The following is a 22284-nucleotide window of genomic DNA, read 5'->3' as shown; positions in this document are numbered from 1 at the left end:
TTAATTAAACACGTCCCGACCTGACAGTGTGCACAGATAGAAATTCAGGTTGTGCCGGGCATCGACAACAGGATATGGCGGTGTTTCGGCAAATTGACTTCCAAACCTGTTCGGGTTTCAGACTGTCTTCCTGCAAATATTCTTTCAAAATTGACAGGCAGGGACTCACCCATCTTTCGGTTCAGGATGCAGCGAGGTGACCGGTTCCTCCGGGGGCACGGCTGCACACTCTTTGAAAATATGTTTATCGCAACGTGCGCAGAGAGTATGGTTCAGCTTGCCAAAAATATGACTGATGGCCTCCTGCTTGGTAGCAAAGAAATGATCCTCACCGATTTCCTGTAAAAAGTGTCCCTTGCGCAGAAACTCACAGACCCGGCTTTTATTACCCGTAAAGTACAACCCGCCGCCGCGTTGTTTGAGGCGCTGCGCTTCCTGCACCAGCATTTCGGCGCCAGCCATGTCGATAAAATTGATACCGGTTGAGATTATGAGAATATGATTAATCCCTTCTTCATCGGATATCTTGTTTAACAGGCGTTGAATGCTGGTCAGCGAGCCAAAGTAGACCGACATATCAATGCGAATGATCTTCAGCTGCGGACACTGGGCCAGCGGCTTTGTCTTGACGTTGATCAGGTTGTGTTTGGGTGTAGCCGGATCCGGGGCCAGTGTGACCACCTCCGGGGTTGAAGTGCGGCTCAAAAAGATGATCAGCGACAGTAGCACACCCAGATAAATGGCAAACTCAAGATGCAGGAGCAGTGTGGCAAAAAAAGTCACGAGGAGAATGGCGGTCTCGGAACGACTGACCTGCAGGATCTTTTTGATATGATGAAAATCGATCAGATTGTAAGCCACCAGCAAAATGATTCCGCCCATAGCGGCGATTGGCAGATATGCCATTAATGGGGCAACAAGTAGCACTATGATCATCAAACCAATCGCGGCGAAGATCGCCGACATAGGTGTTTTTGCCCCTGCGGCATAGTTGATACCGGAACGGGTAAACGACCCGGAACCGGCGTAGCTGGAGAAGAAGCTGCCAACCATGTTGGACAGCCCCTGGCCGATGAATTCCTGGTTGCCGTCGATTTGCTGATGGGATTTGGCGGCAATAGCCCGGGAGATGGAGACTGCCTCAATCAGGCCGAGCAGGGCTACTGCAAAAGCCTGCGGGGCCAGTTCGCGAATCGTCGTCAACGAAAAGTCCGGCGCCGACAGCGGCGGCAAGTGACCGGGAATTTCTCCAATCATGGCCAGTCCGGCGCCTTCACCGCCCAGACCGAATGCCAGCAGGCTGCCGGCGACCATCCCCAGTAGCAGATTGGGCCAGGCGGGTAAAAAACGCTTGAATAACACGGCGACGATCAGGGTAAACATCGCCACACCCAGAACACGCGGGTCCAGCTGTTCGAGATGGCTGAACAGATTCATCCAGACATGTGCAAAGGATTCGCCGGTGGGGACAGGGATTCCCAGCACATGTTGCATCTGGCTGGTGGCGATCAAAATAGCGGCGCCGGCGGTAAAGCCGATAACCACCGTATGCGAGACGAAGTTGACCAGCGTCCCAAGACGGGCCAGGCCAAAGGCAAATTGATAGACTCCGGCCAGAAAGGTCAGGGTCAGGGCCAGCTGGACGAATTCGCTCGTGCCCGGTTCAGCATGACCGCTCAGGGTGCTGAACACGACAATGGAGATGGCTGTGGTGGGGCCTGATACCAGGTGCCGCGAAGAGCCGAACAGCGCGGCGATGATCGGCGTAACCATGGCCGTATACAGGCCGTATTGCGGTGGCAGACCGGCGATGGTGGCAAAAGCAATACCCTGTGGCAATACGATTACTGCTCCGGTCAGACCGGCCAGGAGATCGGCCTTGAGCGTATGCCGACCCACCATGGGCCACCAGAGCAGAAACGGGAAAAACTTGTCGATCAATTTGCTCATGAGATCCTTATTTTTTGGCCATCGCGACGGTATAGTGCTTGCCCTGTTTCAGTTTCTTGTAGTTGCCGAATATCTCCTTGAAGTTGCGCTCGATATATTTGCGCAATCCGGTGATGGTCACCACATAAAACCGGCCGCCCGGATTCATCTGCTGCCGGGCATCGTGCATAAAAAGGGTCAGCATTTCGTTGCCCACCTTGGCGGGCAGATTGGAAGCGATTACATCAAACCGGCGATCGCGAATCCGGTCGAAACCGTTACTCAATAATGCCTCGGCATTGGCGATCTTGTTGATCGCAATATTCTTCTGAGCGTACTCGATCGCCATGTAATCCCTGTCAACCAGCGTTGCATGTCCTTCGGGCGCCAGTCTGGCCAGGGTCAGGCCAATGGGACCGTAGCCGCAACCCAGATCCAGACACTGATCATTCGACTTGATCTCGATGTAATCCAGCAATAGCTGCGAGCCTTCGTCCACCTCGCGGGGCGAGAAGGTGCCCCAGGTGGAATGGAAGGTCAGCGGTTGTCCGCGCAAAGTTGCATTGAAGACAATGTCCTCACGGAGCTTGTCAATTGAGATATCTTTCATGGTCTTTTCATTAACACGCAGTACGTGGAAGCGTTGATACCAGTTTTTGGGTGCAACGGTGCGCAGATAAACCGGCGGGAATTTCACAACAAGTCAGCCTGACAATAATAGAAACCCATCCCGTCATTGAGTGATTCGGCCCCTGTTTTTTACCGCAATGACGAGAGAGTGTTTATTCACAGTTTCCCCTGATCTTCTCGCTTTTGCGTTATCGCAACAGGTTTGTTGAGTCGCCTGGTAACCGAACCGCGTTACACGAGCCGGTTGGGCTGATTTTACCTTATTATTTAACAAAAAGGTGTGGCATGCCGTTTCCACGCTCTCGCCTCTGGCTGGATCCCCGTCAATAGTGTGAAAAGTCGCCGAAGGGCTGGCCTGGCATCGGATTACCCCCGGCGCTCACGGCGCCTCATCTGACCTGATTAGCGATTCCTGAGTTAAATCAGACAGTTGGAAAAAACGGTGGGTCTGCCGCTGTTCCAACAGAGGAGCAAGCAGATCTCCGTGACCGGCAGGCCGGGAAAGATATCATTATTCTCGCGCCATTTCGCAACAGCTGAACGAGGCCGCGAAGGTGATCGAGTCGCGGAAATTACAGCGCCGTCCGCTGATATTTTCCTCACCAGTCGCGCCAACGGCTTTGTCTCGCGTCCGCAGACTTGTGTCATCGGTTACTGTGAAAGAGGTAAGCCCTGGCCTGGAGATGAGCAACCTGGCCAGCATGACAGTGTCCCGTTTCCACCTGCAATCGGCTTGAGTCCTGTCTGCCCTGGCCTCATAATTGGTTTACTTGCCTATATCTATAATTTATCGACCTGTTCAGGTTTTTCAGCCGGGGTCAGACACTGTAGCTTTGGATTTTATTATTAATCTTGTCAATATGGGAGAACGAAACAATGAAGCAGATTATCTCTATCGTGCTGTTGGCCATGTTAACCGGTGTAACCGCCGCCGGGCAGAAGACCGACGACGTCAAGCAGAGCCGCCAGGCGGTCAAACAGTTTTTCGGGCAACTGAAGGGTGAATTGCAATCGGCGATGAAAGCGGGCGGGCCGGTTAATGCCATCGAAGTGTGCAGCGAGGAAGCCCCGGCGATTGCGCGCGATGTCTCAAAGGAAAAGGGACTGCAAATCGGCCGCACCAGTTTGAAGCCGCGCAATCCCGGTAATGCTCCGGATCAATGGGAAAAGGCCGTACTCAAGGAGTTCGAACAGCGCAAAGCGAATGGTGAGAACCCGAAGAAAATGGAAAAGCATGAAATCGTTGAGCAAAACGGCCAGCAGGTCTTTCGTTACATGAAGGCGATTCCGACCGGTGAGCTCTGCCTCAAGTGCCACGGCAGTGATCTGGATCCGGCCGTCTCCGCCAAACTGGAGAAGCTCTATCCCGAAGATCGGGCGACCGGCTACAGCAAGGGGGATCTGCGCGGTGCCTTTACGATTATCAAGGATCTCTGAATCGGCAAGATAAAATAGCCTGATCTTTGAGGTTATTTTCCGAATCGGTTTTGTTAATATGGAATGATCCCGGGGAACCTGTCGGGTTTGCCGGGGTCAGTTAATGTATATTGAATGCACGTTCAGGCCGATTTACGCATGACACGACTACGATATGGACTCGTCCACCTGCTGACCCTGGCAATGCTGTTATTGCCGGTGCAGGCGTTGTATGCGCAAACCGAGATGCAGGTGCCCTCGCCGAATCAGGTGTGCGAGCATATGTCGCTGGAACAGACGGATTCCTCGCAGGGCATGAACTGTTGCAAGCAGGATGCCGACCACTGCAACCAGAATTGCCGGGACTGTTTTCATTCCCAGAGTCTCAATGCAATTGCCTCCGTGCTGAACATCGAAATCGATACCCCCGAACTGCACTATTCGCTTCCCTTGCACGTAACCCCTGACGGTCTGACCCTGGCCGGCCAATTCCGGCCTCCCCGAAACCTCATCTGATCTTGACACCCGCCCCGGGTGTACTTTGCTGTTGTGATGCCGATGCGAGATATCGGTGCGTAATCAGATGATGAGGTATACATATGTTACGTCTAATTATGTTGTGCAGTGTCGTAGTAGCGACATTGACAACCCAGCCATTACTGGCAGCCTCGACGCTGACGCTGGAGGAGTCGATCCGGCTGGCGCTGGAGAATGATCCCGGCTTTCGGATTAACGAAGCCAAAAGTGCGGCCCTCAAAGAACAGGCGATCGCAGACAAGGCCCTGCCCGATCCAAAGCTGAAACTGGGGTTAATGAACTTCCCCACCGACACGTTCAAGCGGGATCAGGAACCAATGACCCAGGTCCAGGTGGGGATTCAGCAGATGTTCCCGGCAGGCGATTCGCTCCAATACCAATCACAACGCACCCTGTCCCATTCCCGGGCACAGGATCATCAATCTGAAAACCAACGCCGAAAACTGGTTCGCGATGTTCGGCAGGCCTGGCTGGAATGGTATTACTGGCATCGGGCACAGAAGGTAGTGCAGGAAAATCGTAATCTGTACTACAAACTGGTGCAGGTGACCGAATCCCAGTATGCCGCCGGACGCCAACAACAGCAGGATGTGATCCGGGCGGAGCTTGAACTGGGTCTGCTGGATGACCGACTGGTGGATATCCGTAATCAAAGGGAAGAAGCCTGGGCGAAACTGGCGCGCTATCTGGGCGAGACTTCCGGGGTTATGACCCCGCCGCAACAGTTTCCCGAATTGCCCCGTCCGCAACGGCCTCAGCTGGATAATCATCCCGTGATTCAGGCCGCCCGCGCCGAAGTGGCAGCGGAGCAGAACGGAGTCTCCCTGGCACGCCAGTCTTACAAACCGTCCTGGATGCTGGATGTGACCTATGGTGGACGCGAGGGTCAAAATCCTGATGGCAGCGGGCGCAGCGATTTTCTCTCTGCCATGGTGCTGATGGATATTCCCCTGTTTACCGATAATTACCAGGACCGCGAGGTGGCTGCCGGTAAACAGCAGTTACAGGGCGCGCTTTTCAGCCTCCGGGATCGCCAGCGCGAGCTGACGCGGCAATGGGAAGTGAGCCACGCCCGCTGGAACAATCTGTCCGAGCGCCTGGCCCGATACCAGGATCGGCTGTTACCCATGGCCCGGGAAAACGCCAAAAGTGCCTTGCAGGGTTATCAAAGCCGTGATGCGGAATTCAGTGCGCTGATGCGGGCCCGCATCATGCAACTGGATACCGAACTCAAGGCACTGCGTCTGCGTATCGATTATGCCAGAACGCAGGCACAGCTAATCTATCTTGCAGGAGACACGCGATGAAACTGACAACAGGGTTAATTATTTTCGGGCTGGGGCTGGCCCTGGCCGCCTGCGGCAATGAACAAACAACAATGGACAACGGTGCGGACAAAGCGGGAGAACAGGAAACCGCGCTGGAACATGCCGAGAAGCACACCGACCCGAACTATGTCTGTCCCATGCATCCGCAGATTGTGCGCGATGAGCCGGGTACCTGCCCGATCTGTGGTATGGACCTGGTCGAAAAAGAACAGGAGAGTGATGATCAAGCACAGGGCGAGAAGGAGATCCTCTATTATCGCCATCCACACGATCCCTCGATTACCTCAAAAGAACCCAGAAAAGATGAAATGGGCATGGACTTTGTGCCGGTGTACGACGATGGTGGTGGCAGTTCGGTAAAAATTTCCCCGGCCGTGATCAACAACATGGGCGTGCGTACTGCCGAAGCCGAGCGCGATACGCTGTGGCGCAAGATCGACACTGTCGGTTATGTCGCCTATGACGAAAGTCTGATCTCGCATATTCATCTGCGTACCCAGGGCTGGATAGAAAAACTCTATGTCGAAGCCGAGGGCGAGCGGGTTGAGAAAGGACAATTGCTTTACGAGGTGTATGCCCCGGAGCTGGTCAATGCGCAGGAAGAGTACGTTCAGGCCCTGGCCAGTGGCCGTAAATCGCTGACTCGCGCCTCCCGTGAACGCTTGCTGGCACTGGACATCGGTGCCGAACAGATTGATGAGCTGCGCAGAACCCGCCAGGTCAACCAGTATGTCAAAGGCTATGCGGTGCAGGATGGCATCGTCGCCAATCTCGGTGTGCGCGAAGGCATGTATGTCATGCCACAGGCCGAGGTGATGGCGCTGGCCGATCTCTCCTCTGTCTGGATTCAGGCCGAGGTTTTCGAAAGCCAGGTGGACTGGGTCGAGGCCGGCCAGCCGGCCGACGTCAGCCTTTCCTATTTCCCCGGTCGCACCTGGGAAGGGGAAGTGGAGTATGTGTATCCCGCTCTCAACCCCCAAACCCGTACCCTGCGAGTACGTCTGAGTTTCGACAATCCCGATCAAACCCTCAAACCCAACATGTTTGCCGATGTCAGCATTTACGGCGGACCGAAGCGGGATATCGTGATGATTCCGCAACAGGCCCTGATTCGCGGTGGTGAGGAAGATCGGGTGATCCTGGCGCTGGAGGAAGGCCGGTTCCGGCCCCGCACCGTAGTCGCCGGCATGGCCTCGGGCGACTGGGTCGAGATCAAACATGGGCTGCAACCGGGTGAGCGGGTCGTGACATCGGGGCAGTTCCTGATCGACTCGGAAGCCAGTCTCAAGGCCAGTATGAAACGGATGACATCGCCGGAAAATGAGACCAACTCAGAAAGTGAAGAGTCCACGTCGGCCATTACCGGTACCGGTGTGTTGCATGAACTGGAACCGGATGAGAACAGCGTCAACATGACTCACGCTCCGATCCCGGAAATAGACTGGCCGGAAATGACCATGGACTTCAAGGTCAACCCCAACGTCGAACTCGAAGCATTCAGTCCCGATGACAAAGTCGAATTCGATCTCGAAAAAGGCGACGACGGCTATGTCATCAAGGCCATGCGTAAGAGAAAAGAATAACCACGAAGGCACAAAGACACCAAGGAGGGAAAATGGAATTTAAAAAGGTATCGTCTGAGATTGACAGGATTGCGAAGGAGGTTGTTGACAGTGTTTTTTGCGTCCATAAGGCGCTTGGTCCGGGGCTGCTCGAGTCAGTTTATGAAGCTTGTATGTTACATGAACTTAAAAAACGTGGAATGAAAGTGGAAAGTCAGAAAGCCATGCAGATAGTCTATGACGAATTGAAAATAGATACAGGACTGCGGCTGGATTTGCTTGTTGAGGATGAGATTATCGTTGAATTGAAAGCGGTAGAGGCAATATTGCCGGTTCATGACTCACAGATATTGAGCTATCTGAAACTGGCGAATAAACGACTGGGCCTGCTGATCAATTTCAACGTGCCTGTCATAAAAGATGGAATCAGACGGAAAATCTTATAGCTGTCTTGGTGCCTTGGCGTCTTGGTGGTGAGATTTTTGGAGATAGAACATGATTGAACGAATTATTGACTGGTCGCTGCGCAACCGTTTTCTGGTGTTGTTGCTGACGGTGGTGTTATGTGGCTGGGGGTGGTACGCGGTCAAGAACACACCGCTGGATGCGATCCCCGATCTGTCCGACGTGCAGGTGATTATCAAAACCACTTATCCGGGCCAGGCGCCGCGGGTGGTGGAGGACCAGGTGACCTACCCGCTGAGTACAGCGATGCTCTCCGTGCCGGGGGCGAAGACGGTGCGTGGGTATTCCATGTTCGGTGATTCGTTTGTTTATATCCTGTTCGAAGATGGGACTGATCCCTACTGGGCCCGATCGCGGGTGCTGGAGTATCTGAGTCAGGTCGAATCGCGGCTGCCCGACCAGGCACGTACGGCACTGGGACCCGATGCCACCGGCGTGGGCTGGATTTATGAATACGCCCTGGTGGATCGCACTGGCGAGCATGATCTCTCGCAGCTGCGCTCCCTGCAGGACTGGTTTTTAAAGTATGAATTGCAGACGGTGTCCGGCGTGTCGGAGGTGGCGACCGTCGGCGGCATGGTCAAGCAATACCAGGTTGTCCTCGATCCGGACAAATTGCGCGCCTACGATCTGCCACTGGCGAATGTTCGCCAGGCCATCCGGCAGGGCAACCAGGAGGCCGGCGGCTCGGTGATCGAGATGGCCGAAGCCGAATATATGGTGCGGGCCACCGGCTACATCAAGAACCGGGAGGATCTCAAAAACATACCACTGGGTGTCAGTGACGAGGGTATGCCATTGATGCTGGGTGATATCGCCGAGATCCGTCTGGGACCGCAGATGCGTCGCGGAATTGCGGAACTGGACGGCGAAGGCGAGGTCGTTGGCGGCATTGTGGTGATGCGTTACGGTGAGAACGCCCTCACAACCATCCAGGGCGTGAAGCGCAAACTGGAGCAACTGCAAAACGGACTCCCCGAGGGTGTGGAAATTGTCGAGACCTATGATCGTTCTGATCTGATTACCCGTGCCGTGGATAACCTCAAGGGCAAGCTGCTGCAAGAATTCTTAATGGTAGTGCTGGTTTGCCTGATATTTCTGTTTCATCTGCGTTCGGCGCTGGTAGTGGTGATCAGTCTGCCAATCGGCATCCTGGGTGCCTTTGTTATCATGTACCATCAGGGAATTAATGCCAACATCATGTCCCTGGGGGGAATCGCTATTGCCATCGGTACAATGGTCGATGCAGCGATAGTAATGATCGAAAATGTTCACAAGCACATCGAGCGCGAGCCGTTAACCCGGGAAAATCGCTGGCGCATTATTGGCGATGCGACAAAGGAGGTCGGCCCGCCTATCTTCTTTTCTCTGCTGATAATTACCCTGAGTTTTCTACCTGTGTTCACCTTGCAGGCCCAGGAAGGGCGTATGTTTTCGCCGCTGGCCTTTACCAAAACCTACGCCATGGCCGTGGCAGCAGGACTGGCGATTACCCTTGTGCCGGTACTGATGGGATATTTCATTCGTGGCACCATCCGTGCGGAAGAAAAAAACCCGCTCAATCGGATTTTGATTGGTGCTTACAGACCGTTTGTTAATACAGTATTGAAAATACCGAAAACGGTACTGGCTGTCGCGTTCGGGCTGGTGTTAATTACCGCCTGGCCGGTCACCCAGCTTGGCTCCGAATTTATGCCCGAGCTTGATGAGGGTGACCTGATGTACATGCCCACTACCTTCCCGGGTCTGTCGATTGGCAAGGCACAGGAGTTGTTGCAACAGACGGACAAACTGATTATGACACTCCCCGAGGTCAAACGGGTATTTGGTAAAATTGGCCGTGCAGAGACTGCGACTGATCCGGCGCCACTGACCATGATCGAGACCACTATCCTGCTCAAGCCGCGCAGTGAATGGCGTGAGGGTATGACCACGGACAAACTCAAGCAGGAGCTCAATGAGTTGGTTAAATTTCCTGGCTTGACCAACTCCTGGGTTATGCCAATCAAAACCCGTATCGACATGTTATCTACCGGCATCAAAACGCCAGTCGGTATCAAGGTGTCCGGGCCGGATCTGGAAGTGATACAGAATATCGGTAAGGATATCGAAGATGTAATCCAGCAGGTTCCCGGCGTCGTCTCCGCCTATTCCGAACGCACTGTCGGAGGCCGATATATTACCGTGGATATCGATCGCAGGAAGGCAGCACGTTTCGGCCTGAATGTTGTGGATGTTCAGAACGTGGTCAGTACTGCCGTGGGCGGCATGGATATAACCCAGAGCGTGGAAGGGCTGGAACGTTACCCTGTGAATTTGCGTTATCCCAGGGAGGTACGGGAGTCTATTGAAAAAATCAGAGAATTGCCGGTGATTACCGAACAGGGTGGACGGATTCCACTGGGAGATGTAGCGGAAATACGCATTGAAGCCGGTCCTGCCATGATCAAAAGTGAAAACGCCCGGCCTAATGGCTGGACGTTTGTCGATATCCAGGGGCGGGATCTCGGTTCTTTTGTCGAGGAAGCGCGCCATGTTATCAACGACGAGGTGCAACTGCCCCCGGGCTACTCCATTGCCTGGTCGGGACAATACGAATATATGGAACGGGCAACGGAACAGCTCAAGCTGGTGGTGCCGGTCACTCTGGCGGTGATCATCCTTCTACTGTATTTGAGTTTTCGAAATATTGTTGAGGTAGTGATTATCATGGGAACACTACCGCTGGCTCTGGTGGGCGGTTACTGGCTGCTCTATCTGTTGGGCTACAACATGTCGGTAGCCGTTGGCGTTGGGTTTATTGCCCTGGCAGGCGTAGCGGTGGAAATTGGTGTTGTGATGCTCGTCTATCTCAACCAGGCCTATCGACATCGTGTGCTGGAGGATCAGAATAGTCTGAATGTGCAAAATCTGCGACAGGCTGTCATTGATGGAGCATTGATGCGGGTTCGGCCAATCATTATGACAGTTTCGACTGTGATAATCGGGCTGTTACCCATCATGCTCGGAACCGGTACCGGCTCGGAAGTGATGCGCCGCATTGCAGCACCCATGGTGGGTGGCATGGTCAGCGCGACTATTTTGACCCTGGTCGTGATTCCGGCTGTTTATTTTTTGTGGAAGCAATATGAAGTCAAGCGTTACCTTGAACAAGGGAAAATACCGGAGAGGTAGGATGTCAGCGATATACAACATCGTAGTGATTGGTATTATTGGTAGTCTGGGACTGACCGGGTGTGACAACCCGGGGAGTACCAACAATCAATCACAAGCCAGCCAATCTGCCTCAACAAAAGCTACGGTCCCGCCGCGTAACGAGGATATGCAGCAGATACTGCGTGGCGGACGTCTCTATCAGCAGAATTGCGCGGTATGCCATGGCAGACTGGCGCAGGGGACTTCGAATTGGCGGCAGCGCGATGAGGAGGGAAAATTCCCGCCACCGCCGCTGGACGGTTCGGCGCATACCTGGCATCACCCGACTGCACAGCTGATCGAGATTATTGAAAACGGCACCCTGGATCGAGGCGGTAATATGCCGGCCTGGAAAGATGTACTCAGTAAACGGGATATCAAGGATGTTCTGGCCTGGATCAAGGCACAGTGGCCCGATGAAATCTATGCCAGATGGTATCGGATCGATCAGCGGGCGCAGTAAGCCCGGCAAGCAGCGAGGTAAGAATATGCATGGTGAAGGCTGGGGAAGTGGTTGGTGGTTGTTTGGCCATGGCGGCTTCGGTATCCTGATCTGGATAGTCGTGATTCTGGCCCTCGTCTGGTTGATATACCAGGCCCCAGGAACTAGTTACTAGAACCTGTTTGTTGCTAGCAATTTCTATGTTGTCAGGTAAAACTGGCGACGCTGAGGATATTTTTACAGAAGGAGTGGATTATGTACGGATTCGACACAAAAGTTTCAGGCAATTTTGACGATGCCGTTGAGAAAGTTACCGAAGCACTGAAAGAAGAGGGGTTCGGCGTATTGACCGAAATCGATGTCAAGGCAGTCATGAAAAAGAAACTGGATATCGATAAAAAACCCTACAAGATTCTTGGTGCGTGTAACCCGACGCTGGCCAACCAGGCCCTGACCGCCGAGCCGGATATCGGTCTGTTGTTACCCTGTAACGTCGTGGTGCGTGAAGAAGACGACGGTTCAATCACCGTGGCATTCATGGATCCCCAGGCGGTACTGGACCTGGTGCAACAACCCGGTATTCATGAGCTGGCCGGCGATGTCAAAACACGTCTGGAACGGGTATGCGATAGCATCTCGGCCTGAAGAGTGAGTACTAAGTACTAAGTACTAAGTGCTGGGCCTGGCCTTTGTGGGAGGGGCTTTTAGCCGCGACCGGTGGAGGGCAACTGGTTATACTTATCGTAATTTATATTCCATAGCATATTCGAACGCTTTACCTGACAGGGATGTCGGCGGTTGGGGAAGTGGCTGTGCTTCGCGGGCGGAATGGATGGCTGCTTCGCAAAACACGTCGTTGCCAATAAGGCATTCAATATCCTGCAGTCGGCCGTCGCTCCCCGGTATGATGCGGCTCGACGCCTTCCCTTCCAGCTGTCGATGCGGCGCGATAAATGGATAATGTTTGTGTCGCTCCAGCTGGCGCAACAAAAGACTCTTATAGGACTCTTCCCCGTTACACCGCTGCGGGTATCCCCCATCTTCTGGTGTTACTGCCGTTTAGTTCGTGGCAATACTTCCTCACAGGATTTGGCCTGTTTTTCTCTGCCTGGTCGCGTTTACCAGCTATGGTGTTGTCTATTATCAAACACCTTTGTTTGATTTTGAACATTTTCTTGCAGTGCGGAAATGCTATCTGGTTGAATAATATTTGTTTTTTTATGGTCTGGAAATTGCTCCTTAACTTGTACTTCAAAATATAACCAGACAGGATAACTGATGTATAAAGCGATACTGGGGTGGGTTTGTGGGGCACTCGTACTGTCGCCGATCACCGCTGACGAAAAGATAAACATGGATAAACTTGATGAAGTCACCGTTACGGCTACACGAGAAGCACAGTCCATACACGACTCAACGCATAGCAGCGGTCGGGTTGATGGTGATGAAGTCCAGCAAGTGAAGCCCGCGCATCCCTCCGAGGTAATGGGCCGGATACCGGGGGCGCATGTAAATGTCACCTCGGGCGAGGGACACATGAGCGCGATTCGCCAGCCGCTGACGACTCGCCCTGTCTATTTGTATCTTGAGGACGGCATACCGATCCGTTCCACGGGATTTTTCAATCACAATGCCCTGTATGAGGTGAATCTGCCCCAGGCGTCACAAATCGAGGTTATGAAAGGACCCGGTTCGGCGCTGTATGGTAGCGATGCTATCGGGGGGGTGATCAATATCGAAACCCGGCCGACCCCGCTGGAACCGGAAGTGTCGGTCGATCTGGAAGCCGGTGAGCACGGCTGGCGTCGATTGCTGCTCAGTGCCGGTACGGGTAAGGAAATGGATGGTTACCGTGCTGACGTCAATCTGACCCATACAGACGGCTGGCGAGAAAACACCGAGTATGACCGGCAGAGTGTTAACGGTAGATGGGATCGAATCCTTGAAAGTGGAGCCGCGCTGAAAACCGTTCTGGCCTATTCGAATATTGATCAGCAAACAGCGGGGTCGTCCCGTCTTTCGGAAACAGACTACCTGAACAATCCAACCGAGAATTACACCCCGATATCCTATCGGCGCGTAGAGGCATTACGTCTGTCGATGGATTATTCCAAAGAAAGCAGCGATACGCTGACCAGTGTGATCCCCTACTTTCGTTCAAACAGCATGGAGTTGATGCCTAACTGGTCATTTTCTTTTGATCCCTCCATCTGGGATACTAAAAACGATTCGGTCGGTTTACTGTTAAAACACCGCATGGATTTTTCGCCGATGCAGACGCGTGTGATTGTTGGTGCGGACCTGGATTACAGCCCCGGAAGCCGGGTCGATTACAGTATTGATGCCACGCAGACCGGCGATATCTATGACAGCTATACAGTGACAACCAAGCTGTATGACTATGATGTCACTTTTTCCGGAATATCACCCTATGTGCATGGCGAATTCTCGCCGTCTGAGAAAACCCGGGTCACGCTGGGACTGCGCTATGATGACCTTCGTTACGATTATAACAACAAGATGTCGGACGATGATATTGTCATAAACCCCGCGAGCACCTCATTCCCACTGACTTATAAACACGTTTCCGATACAACAGTTGATTTCAGTCGCCTGAGTCCCAAGCTGGGCCTGACTTATCGATTCAATCGAAAGCACTCGGGGTTTGCGGCCTACCGCGAGGCGTTTCGCGTACCTTCTGAGGGGCAGCTCTTTAGGCCCGGCAGGACGATAAACAGCGAGAATCTCAAGCCGGTCAAGGTACAGAGTATCGAAACAGGTATTCGGGGTGAATGGAATGGATGGAAATACGATCTTGCCCTGTACAATATGCGCAAGCGAGACGACATCGTTACGTATGAATATCCGAATAAGACCCGGGAAACGATGAATGCCGGGGAGACCCTGCACCGGGGCATCGAGACAGGCCTCAGTGGAGAACTTGCAAAGGATGTGAGTCTGAATATTGCCGCAAGCTACGCCAAACACAGTTATGAAGAATGGCGCCCGAACTCGACAACCGACTATAGCGGCAATGAAATATCAGATGCACCCAGGCTGATAGTCAATACACGACTGGGTTATGTCGCACCTGTACTCAATGGTGGAAAAGTCGAGCTGGAATGGACGAGACTGGGTAGTTACTGGCTGGACGATGCTAACACCGAGAAATACAGTGGTCATAGCCTGTTCAATCTGCGTGCGAGTTATCCGGTAAATGATGAACTGAAACTGTACGGCCGCATCATGAACTTGCTGGATGAGCGTTATGCCACAACTGCTTCACTCGGTCGAGATGGCAGAGAGTTTGCACCTGGTATGCCGCGCACAGCGTATCTCGGGATGAGCTATAGCTTTTGAATGCCGGCAGCAGGATAATGAAAAAGTGGACGCTGCATCGCATCCACAAATGGCTGGGATTGTTCGCGGCACTCTGGCTGACGGTGCTCGGAATCACCGGTCTGCTGCTGGATCACCGGGATACCTGGGCCTGGTTGTGGCAATCGGGGCTCAATCCGACTGTACTGCCGGAAAATATTCGTGAGCGGGCCCGGAGCGCACCATTCAAAATTTATCAGGTTAACCCGCAGCTCGATGATTGTCATATCACCGGTGGCCAGCATGGGACATGGGGAAGTCGCGATGGTGGGAAAATCTGGAACCGGACCGATTTTATCGGCAGAACTGAACAACCGCAATTGTATGCAGCGCAGTTCATCGGGAAGGAACCTGATGCCGTATTATGGCTGGCAACAGACTCGGGGATGTGGCGTTCCGATGATTGTGGATTGACAGCAGCTCGTTCCGTTTTGAACGGGCAGCGTGTCACCGACCTGGCCCTGGGAAGTGAGGCTTCAGAACTGATTGGTGTTGTTAATCGTTCACAGTTGTTTCGATTCGACGCAATCGATGGTCATGTCGTCTTTATCGACCCTGTCGCGCCGGACCAAAAACAATTGCCAGATTCAATCACGTTATCCCGCTTTGTCCGAGACTTGCACTATGGACGGGGTGTTTTCACTGCGCCATTCTCGTTATGGTGGAGTGATGCCGCGGGAGTGGCGATGTTTTTGATCCCATTGAGCGGAGTGTTGTTTTTCTTCTTGCCGAAGTACTGGCGCAAGAAAAAACGACAGGGAATCACTGTAGGACGACAGCATAAGAAACAGACGATCCGCTGGCTGTTCCGCCTGCATGCGCCGTTGCTGGGGCTGGTAACCTTTATTCCGATTATTTATTTATCGATTACTGGTATCTTTCTGGACCACAACGATGCCTTGATCGGCTGGATGAAACAAACCACGATCTCTCGCCCGTGGCAGCCGCCGGTCTATACACTTCGAAGTCTTGATCAGGAAATATACAGCGTTACCGCCTATCCGGATCAGGCGCAACATCTCAGTATTGGTACGCGCCTGGGTATGTTCACCAGTAAAGATAATGGTGAGACCTGGATAAGGGAACGCTTCCCCGAGGGCAGATCATGGTTTGTCTGGAGCCTGACCCGCAGTGATGCAGGATTATTTCTGGGCGGTATGGGCGGGCCTAATCTGTATCGGGAAGACCATACCAGCGCGTGGCGTGTCGTTAGCGGCGCCGGACACATGCCAAGCGATGCTGTCTGGCTCGATGACCAAACGTGGCTGATCCTCAATCGAGACGGGTTACGCAAAGGGACTATTGGCGGTAGCTTTGAACGTGTTTCGCCACACTTTCCGGATCTGAAATACGTTCCCTGGTATTACATTGTCGATGGTTTGCATAGCGGTGTTTTAATCCACAAGCAGTGGAAATGGGTCAATGATCTGTTCGCCATCCTGGCCATCATTCTTGTCGTCACAGGATTGATGAGATGGTGGAGGAAGAAGTGGATTTAGGAACAAATCTCTGCTTTCACAGTTATTCCGCGCCGCCGATTTTTCGCATCAGTATTGCTCTTTTGGTGGCAATAGCGATTCATGTGCTGGTGTTACTTTACTGGTGGCCATTGAAACCTGTTCAGGCGCCCGAGTTCCCGGGCTGGCTTAATGTCAATCTGGTTGCCGGGCTGGAAGAGAGCGAAAAACCGCAAGTGGAAGATAACCAGCATGAACCGGATACGACACAAAATCAAAAAAAGCACGAGAAGGAATCTGCCATAGAAAGCAGAGAAGAAAAAGAAGTAACACCTGAACCCCGACAGACGAAAACCGAAAAGAAGGCTGATATCGTCAATTCTGAAAATGCCAGCGTCGAGGACAAACCTGAAAAGAAACACGTGGCAGCAAATACCTTCGTACAGGCGGATAGCAAACCCTTCGCCATGCATAACCCCAAACCTGTTTTCCCTATATCAGCACGTCGACGAGGGATGGAAGGAACGGTCATTTTACTTGTGCAAGTGACGGCCAAAGGAGAGGTGTCCAGTGTCAGCGTGTCTCAAAGTTCCGGTTATCGTGTGCTCGACAATTCCGCGATTCGTGCTGTGGAACGCTGGAAGTTTCGCCCTGCCCGGCGTCAGGACGATGCCGTCTCGACCTCGGTCGAGGTGCCGGTGAGGTTCTTATTACGAGATGAATGATAATTCAAGTCAGCAGGAGTGAAGATGTATAAAAAAATTTTATTTATCGCACTGTTCGTCAACACAGGGGTGGCTTTGTCCGAAACAACGGGCGTATCGGAAGTGGTTGTTGAAGCATCAAGAACAGTTACACCGGGGACTCGTGTGCTTTTGGCCGACGACATCTCCGGCCGCAGTCCCGCCGATGGTGGCGACTGGTTGAGCTCCATACCCGGTATTACCGGCGTCAAGATGGGCGGGCACGGCATCGATCCGGTAATCCGCGGACATAAGCATAATCAGCTTAACGTGTTGCTCGATGGTGCCTATGTCTTCGGTGGCTGTCCCAATCGCATGGACCCGGCCTCGGCGTATGCCGGTACGGCCAGGTATGATCAACTGACGGTCATCAGGGGAGTCCAGAGCCTGTTATACGGTGCCGGTGGTTCAGGCGGCACGGTGTTATTCGAGCGCCAGGATCCCGAGTTCGAACCGGGCGAGAACAGCCGTATCGAACTTGGCGCCGGGTATGTCAGCAATGGAGATGCCTGGAACGCGCATGCCGACGTCGCCAGCGGAGGGGAAAAGGGCTATATGCGCGGTATCATTGCCGGCAAATCCGCCGATCCCTATGAGGATGGTGACGGCAATGAAGTGCGCTCCGGGTACGATGAAAACAGTGCCCTGGTGGAACTCGCCTGGCGTCCCGATGCCGTCAGTAAATTGTCGCTGAGTGCCGAGGCGGTCCGGGGTGAGGATATTCTCTATGCCGGTGCCGGGATGGATGCGCCTGTCACTGACCACGACCTGATCACGCTGGGTTACGAATCACAAACCGGACCGGGAAGTTTCAGCGGTATCGAAACCGAGCTGTACAGCTCGGCCATCGAACATGTAATGGATAACTATTCATTGCGGACCAATACCATGATGTGGGCGCGAGTGTCTTCCGCGTCGGATACCGCGGGTGGCAAGATCAAAGGTGATCTGGTGCTGGGCGATGGCCTGCTCACGCTGGGACTGGATGTCATGCAAAATGACCGCGATGCGGCCCGCTATATGGCTTCTGCCGGTACGGTGCCGACTGTGATCAGTGCCTACATGTGGCCAGGCGTCAGTATCGAGCAATGGGGCGTGGTCGCCGAGTATGCCGCGGAAATCACACCGCAACAGCGTTACATTATGGGATTGCGGGTCGATCAGGTGGATGCCTCGGCCAGCAAGGCGAGTCTGGATCCCATGAATTCAATGCCATGGGCCGTCAGTCCGAATACCCTCTACAATAACTACTACGGGACCACGGCAACGCCGCAGGATGAAACCAATGTGGGTGCACTGCTGCGTTTTGAGCATCAATTGGCAAACAACAGCACTACCCTGTTTGCCGGCCTGAGCCGGACCATGCGGACCGCCGATGCGACCGAACGGTTTATGGCGGCAACCAACAGTACGGCCAGCAAGAGGTGGGTGGGTAATCCAACCCTGGACCCTGAAGCTCATCATCAGCTGGATGTCGGTCTGGAACATCAGGCAGAGCAATACCGTGGTTCACTGACTGTTTATTACGATCAGGTCAACGATTACATCTTGCGGGATCGGGCCCGGGGCCAGGGCGGGATACTGCTATCGGATCTGGCTACCATCTATCGTAATGTGGATGCGGAACTTTACGGTATCGACCTGGAAGGCACTTACCAGTGGAACAAACGTTGGAGGAGCGATCTTAACGTGGCTTATGTGCATGCCACCAATACCACCGACTCACGTCCCATCGCCCAGACACCGCCGCTGGAAGGTACCGTCAGCCTGGAATATCGTGAGGCGGTTTGGATGTTCGGCGGTGAAGTTCGGGCTGTTGCCCAGCAGACCCGGGTGGACGATGACATCAATACCGGCAGCGGTCTCGATGCCGGGCAGACACCGGGGTTTGCTGTTTATAACCTGTATGGCCACTATCAATTTGCCAAGCAGAAAACCGTCAGCTTCGGTATCGATAACGTCACCGACAAGACCTATGCCGAACACCTGAACAAGCCCAGTGCCTTTGATACCACCGTCATCCAGGTCAACGAGCCGGGGCGCTCCTACTGGGCCAAGGTGAATATTGTATTCTAAATCGAATGTTTTGCCGCAGTACGGAGTGCGGCAACAGGATAATTACGCTTCTAACCGGGTGACTAAATAGAGGTTCCGAATACCAGTCCAGAGAGATTGCTTCGTCACGTTGTTCCTCGCAATGACCTCTCTATTTTGGGTCATTGCGAGCGAAGCGAAGCAATCTTTTGAACAAAGTGATCGGGTATTCGGAACCTCTATTTAGTTCCTGGTGACTAGGATTCGATCGCGTATTTTTTCATGCGATAGATCAGCGCGCTGCGGGTGATGCCGAGCAGACGGGCGGCCTTGCTCTGATTGCTTTTGACCCGCTCCAGGGCCTGGCGAATCATGCAGGCCTCAAGTTTGTCGAGTTGGACGCCACGGGAAGGCAATTGTAATGCATCCCCCTGTGGTTGCTGGCGGGTTATATCGGCAGGAAGATTGCTAACGTCGATCGACTTGCCGGGCATCAGCACCAGCATGCGTTCACAGAAGTTGCGTAGTTCGCGGACATTGCCGGGCCAGGCATAGGCCTGCAAGGCCTCAAGTGCCAGAGTCGTATAGCGCGGCGCATCCAGACGATGATAGATAGCCAGTCGGGCCGTCAGTCTGCCCAGTAACAACTCGATGTCGGCAAAACGTTCACGCAATGGTGGCAGATGCAGTGGCACGACATTCAGACGATAATAGAGGTCTTCACGGAAACGGCCTTGCTGAACCAGTTCGTACAGGTCCCGGTTGGTCGCGGCAATGACCCGAACATCCACCTTGTCGGCCGTTGTCTGTCCCAGGGGTTGAATCTCCCCTGATTCGAGTACTCGCAGCAATTTGACCTGGGCCGCCAGGGGTAGTTCAGCCACTTCGTCCAGGAACAGGGTTGTTCCATCGGCGGCCTTGAATTTGCCCGGCTGATCCTGGCGGGCGTCGGTGAAGGCGCCCCGTCGATAGCCGAACAGTTCGGCCTCGACCAGATTCTCGGGCAGGGCAGCGCAGTTGATCGTGGTCATCTCTCTGCCATGTCGGCGACTGCTTTCGTGCATCGATTGGGCAAGCAGCTCTTTGCCGGTGCCGGTTTCGCCGGTAATCAAAGTTGTAACGTCGGTCGCGGCAATCAGTTGCGCCGAGCGCAGGGTGGCAAGAAATTCGGGTGCCTGGCCCAGCAGATGGTCGAATGCACTGTTGTTCATACGTGTTGCCCTGCAGCAAAATGTTGATGGCCGTGAGACCACGTCAGGTAAAAGCTGATTACGGCCAATACTATCAGCAGGAGTCCCACCGCCGTTTTGATCTGGCTCAAGCGGGACAACCTTGCCATCCATCCGGTTAATATACCCGCAGCCATCACCGAAGGCAAAGTGCCGGCGCCAAAACTCAGCATGAACAGGGCGCCATACAATGCCTCACCTGCAGTGCCTGAGATAATCAGTGCGGAATAGACCAGCCCGCACGGCAGCCAGCCCCAGACCACGCCGAACAGCCAGGCCTGTCCGGGCGAGCGCACCGGAATAAGTTTCTGTCCCCAGGGTTGCAATCGGTTCCAGAGTGGTTTGCCCAGATGTTCGATCATGGCGAAACGGGGAAACCAGCCGGCCAGGTACAGGCCGATGCCGACCATCATGGCGCTGGCAACACCCTGCAGAATCAGGTGACCCGAATCGGGGCTGATGAGATTGAACAGGCTGTCGCCCAGCCAGCCCAGCAAGGCACCGGCGGCGGTATAACTGGTAATGCGACCGAGATTATAGGCCGAGATATAGGGCAGCAGACGCCAGCGATGCTGACGGATTTCCACCGGCAGGCTGAAGGTCAACGCCCCGATAATGCCACCACACATCCCGATACAGTGCACCGCGCTGAACAAACCGACGATAAAGGCACTGACCAGGGCGATTTCCATTTATACCAAGGCTCACGATAACCAAAACGCGATCATAACATTCCTGGCCTGCGGTGACCTGTTGTGAGTTCTGAGTTCTGAGTTCTAAGTCGCGAGTCGGAAGTCGGAAGTCGGGGCATCAAAGTCACGCAGGCTTCGCCAGCGTAACCTGCGTGACTCAGCACTCAGCACTCAGCACCCAGCACCCAGCACCCAGCACCCAGCACCCAGCACTCAGCACTCAGCACTCAGCACTCAGAACCCCGGCCCGAAGGGCTAGGCGGCAATTTCGACAAACATTACCTGCAAGGCGTGTTTCAGGGTGAGATCGGATTTGGCTGTCAGCTCGTCCAGCTCCCCCGGACTGAGATCGAGCATTTGCCAGACCCGCGTATCAATCGGCAGATCGTCGTCAGCGGTGAGAATGGACTCAATGGTATTGCCAATCGCATTGGCCAGATGGATGATGGCGGCCTCGCGCTGATATTGTGTTGCCAGAGCGGGCTGATGATGACGGGCCACCGGTTCGACGAGGGATTCGGGCAAATGCCACTGGCGCAGCAGTTCAGCACCCAGTTCGGCGTGATCGAAACCGAATTCGTTATGCTCCAGTTTACCCAGAGCCTGGTTTTCCTCGCGAGAACGGGTCAGTAAGCGGGCCGAAGTTTCGGGGCGGGTCAGATACATGACCAGCTTGCCAATATCGTGCAACAGGCCAGTGATAAACAGTCGTTCGGTATGGGTAATCTGCAGCCGCTCGGCCAGGGTCCGGGCGGCACAGGCGACCGCAACATTGTGGCGCCAGAAGTGCTGCGGTGTAACCAGCTCTTCAGGCAGTCGGTTGAACTTGTTGACCACCAGTGTTGCCATAGTCAGGTCCCGTAGCTGGCGGGTGCCGACGATGGTGACCGCCATGGAGATGGTCTCGATCCGGGAAGGGAAGCCGTAAAACGGACTGTTCACAATTTTCAGCAGTCGGGCCGCCAGAGCAGCATCCTGGCCGAGTGTTTCGGCGATATCGGCTGCCGAGCAGGCCGGATCGTTGATCATTTCATTCAGACGGGTGACGATGACCGGCAGCGAGACCAGCTCGCGGTGTTCCTGGATCAGCGTCTGTGGGGTGCTCGTCGTCATATGAGTGAGAGAGTTCTCTGCGATGAAATTAGTGGGATTTGGTAGTTTGCTGTCGGCACAAAAGACCGCAAACTTGATTATAGATTTTTCGCCGGTACCGTAACCAGATATAAATGTGAACGAGTTCACATTTG

17 protein-coding genes are annotated in these 22284 nt (G+C 53.8%); 12 read left to right on the top strand and 5 right to left on the bottom strand.

Going from position 1 to position 22284, the window contains the following annotated elements:
* Nucleotides 1-165: 165 nt before the first annotated feature.
* A complete protein-coding gene (locus tag R6U90_RS04480) occupies nt 166-1950 on the bottom strand; it encodes a SulP family inorganic anion transporter (RefSeq protein WP_410351473.1) in 1785 nt (594 codons plus the stop codon).
* Nucleotides 1951-1957: 7 nt separating this feature from the next.
* Entirely contained in the window at nt 1958-2539 is a 582-nt protein-coding gene (locus R6U90_RS04475) for a class I SAM-dependent methyltransferase (RefSeq protein ID WP_410351503.1), read from the bottom strand.
* 896 nt (nt 2540-3435) lie between these two features.
* On the opposite strand from R6U90_RS04475, the gene R6U90_RS04470 reads away from it, so the two are divergent.
* From R6U90_RS04470 to R6U90_RS04415, 12 genes are all read left to right on the top strand, one after another.
* Nucleotides 3436-3996: a DUF3365 domain-containing protein gene (locus R6U90_RS04470; RefSeq protein WP_410351472.1), complete on the top strand. Its 561-nt coding sequence runs from the start codon at nt 3436-3438 to the stop codon at nt 3994-3996.
* A gap of 138 nt (nt 3997-4134) precedes the next feature.
* The gene (locus tag R6U90_RS04465) at nt 4135-4491 is read left to right on the top strand and encodes a hypothetical protein (protein WP_410351471.1); all 357 of its coding nucleotides are present in this window, start codon (nt 4135-4137) and stop codon (nt 4489-4491) included.
* A gap of 83 nt (nt 4492-4574) precedes the next feature.
* Nucleotides 4575-5819 (top strand): TolC family protein, encoded by a 1245-nt coding sequence (locus R6U90_RS04460; protein WP_410351470.1) that lies wholly within the window; start codon nt 4575-4577, stop codon nt 5817-5819.
* Entirely contained in the window at nt 5816-7423 is a 1608-nt protein-coding gene (locus tag R6U90_RS04455) for an efflux RND transporter periplasmic adaptor subunit (protein ID WP_410351469.1), read from the top strand. Before R6U90_RS04460 ends, R6U90_RS04455 begins: the two co-directional genes overlap by 4 nt.
* A gap of 32 nt (nt 7424-7455) precedes the next feature.
* Complete coding sequence (locus R6U90_RS04450) at nt 7456-7848, top strand: GxxExxY protein (RefSeq protein WP_410351468.1); 393 nt, start codon at nt 7456-7458, stop codon at nt 7846-7848.
* 49 nt (nt 7849-7897) lie between these two features.
* Nucleotides 7898-11041, top strand: coding sequence for an efflux RND transporter permease subunit (locus R6U90_RS04445; protein WP_410351467.1), 3144 nt, complete (start codon nt 7898-7900; stop codon nt 11039-11041).
* A gap of 1 nt (nt 11042) precedes the next feature.
* A complete protein-coding gene (locus tag R6U90_RS04440) occupies nt 11043-11525 on the top strand; it encodes a c-type cytochrome (RefSeq protein WP_410351466.1) in 483 nt (160 codons plus the stop codon).
* Nucleotides 11526-11759: 234 nt separating this feature from the next.
* A complete protein-coding gene (locus R6U90_RS04435; protein ID WP_410351465.1) occupies nt 11760-12149 on the top strand; it encodes a DUF302 domain-containing protein in 390 nt (129 codons plus the stop codon).
* A gap of 708 nt (nt 12150-12857) precedes the next feature.
* Nucleotides 12858-14864, top strand: a complete 2007-nt coding sequence (locus tag R6U90_RS04430; protein WP_410351464.1) for a TonB-dependent receptor — start codon at nt 12858-12860, stop codon at nt 14862-14864.
* A gap of 17 nt (nt 14865-14881) precedes the next feature.
* Nucleotides 14882-16381, top strand: a complete 1500-nt coding sequence (locus tag R6U90_RS04425) for a PepSY domain-containing protein (RefSeq protein WP_410351463.1) — start codon at nt 14882-14884, stop codon at nt 16379-16381.
* Nucleotides 16357-17064 (top strand): energy transducer TonB, encoded by a 708-nt coding sequence (locus R6U90_RS04420; protein ID WP_410351462.1) that lies wholly within the window; start codon nt 16357-16359, stop codon nt 17062-17064. Before R6U90_RS04425 ends, R6U90_RS04420 begins: the two co-directional genes overlap by 25 nt.
* A gap of 144 nt (nt 17065-17208) precedes the next feature.
* Complete coding sequence (locus tag R6U90_RS04415; RefSeq protein WP_410351461.1) at nt 17209-19158, top strand: TonB-dependent copper receptor; 1950 nt, start codon at nt 17209-17211, stop codon at nt 19156-19158.
* 215 nt (nt 19159-19373) lie between these two features.
* Here the strand turns inward: R6U90_RS04415 and R6U90_RS04410 are convergent, their stop codons facing one another.
* From R6U90_RS04410 to R6U90_RS04400, 3 genes are all read right to left on the bottom strand, one after another.
* Complete coding sequence (locus R6U90_RS04410; RefSeq protein ID WP_410351460.1) at nt 19374-20327, bottom strand: sigma-54 interaction domain-containing protein; 954 nt, start codon at nt 20325-20327, stop codon at nt 19374-19376.
* Nucleotides 20324-21037: a sulfite exporter TauE/SafE family protein gene (locus tag R6U90_RS04405; RefSeq protein ID WP_410351459.1), complete on the bottom strand. Its 714-nt coding sequence runs from the start codon at nt 21035-21037 to the stop codon at nt 20324-20326. Before R6U90_RS04405 ends, R6U90_RS04410 begins: the two co-directional genes overlap by 4 nt.
* A 255-nt stretch (nt 21038-21292) precedes the next feature.
* Nucleotides 21293-22150, bottom strand: coding sequence for an HDOD domain-containing protein (locus R6U90_RS04400; RefSeq protein WP_410351458.1), 858 nt, complete (start codon nt 22148-22150; stop codon nt 21293-21295).
* Nucleotides 22151-22284 lie beyond the last annotated feature (134 nt).

The sequence above is a fragment of the Thiohalophilus sp. genome, assembly GCF_046483665.1.
Classification (GTDB): Bacteria; Pseudomonadota; Gammaproteobacteria; order UBA6429; family Thiohalophilaceae; genus Thiohalophilus.
This window is presented reverse-complemented; position numbering and strand designations above follow the sequence as displayed.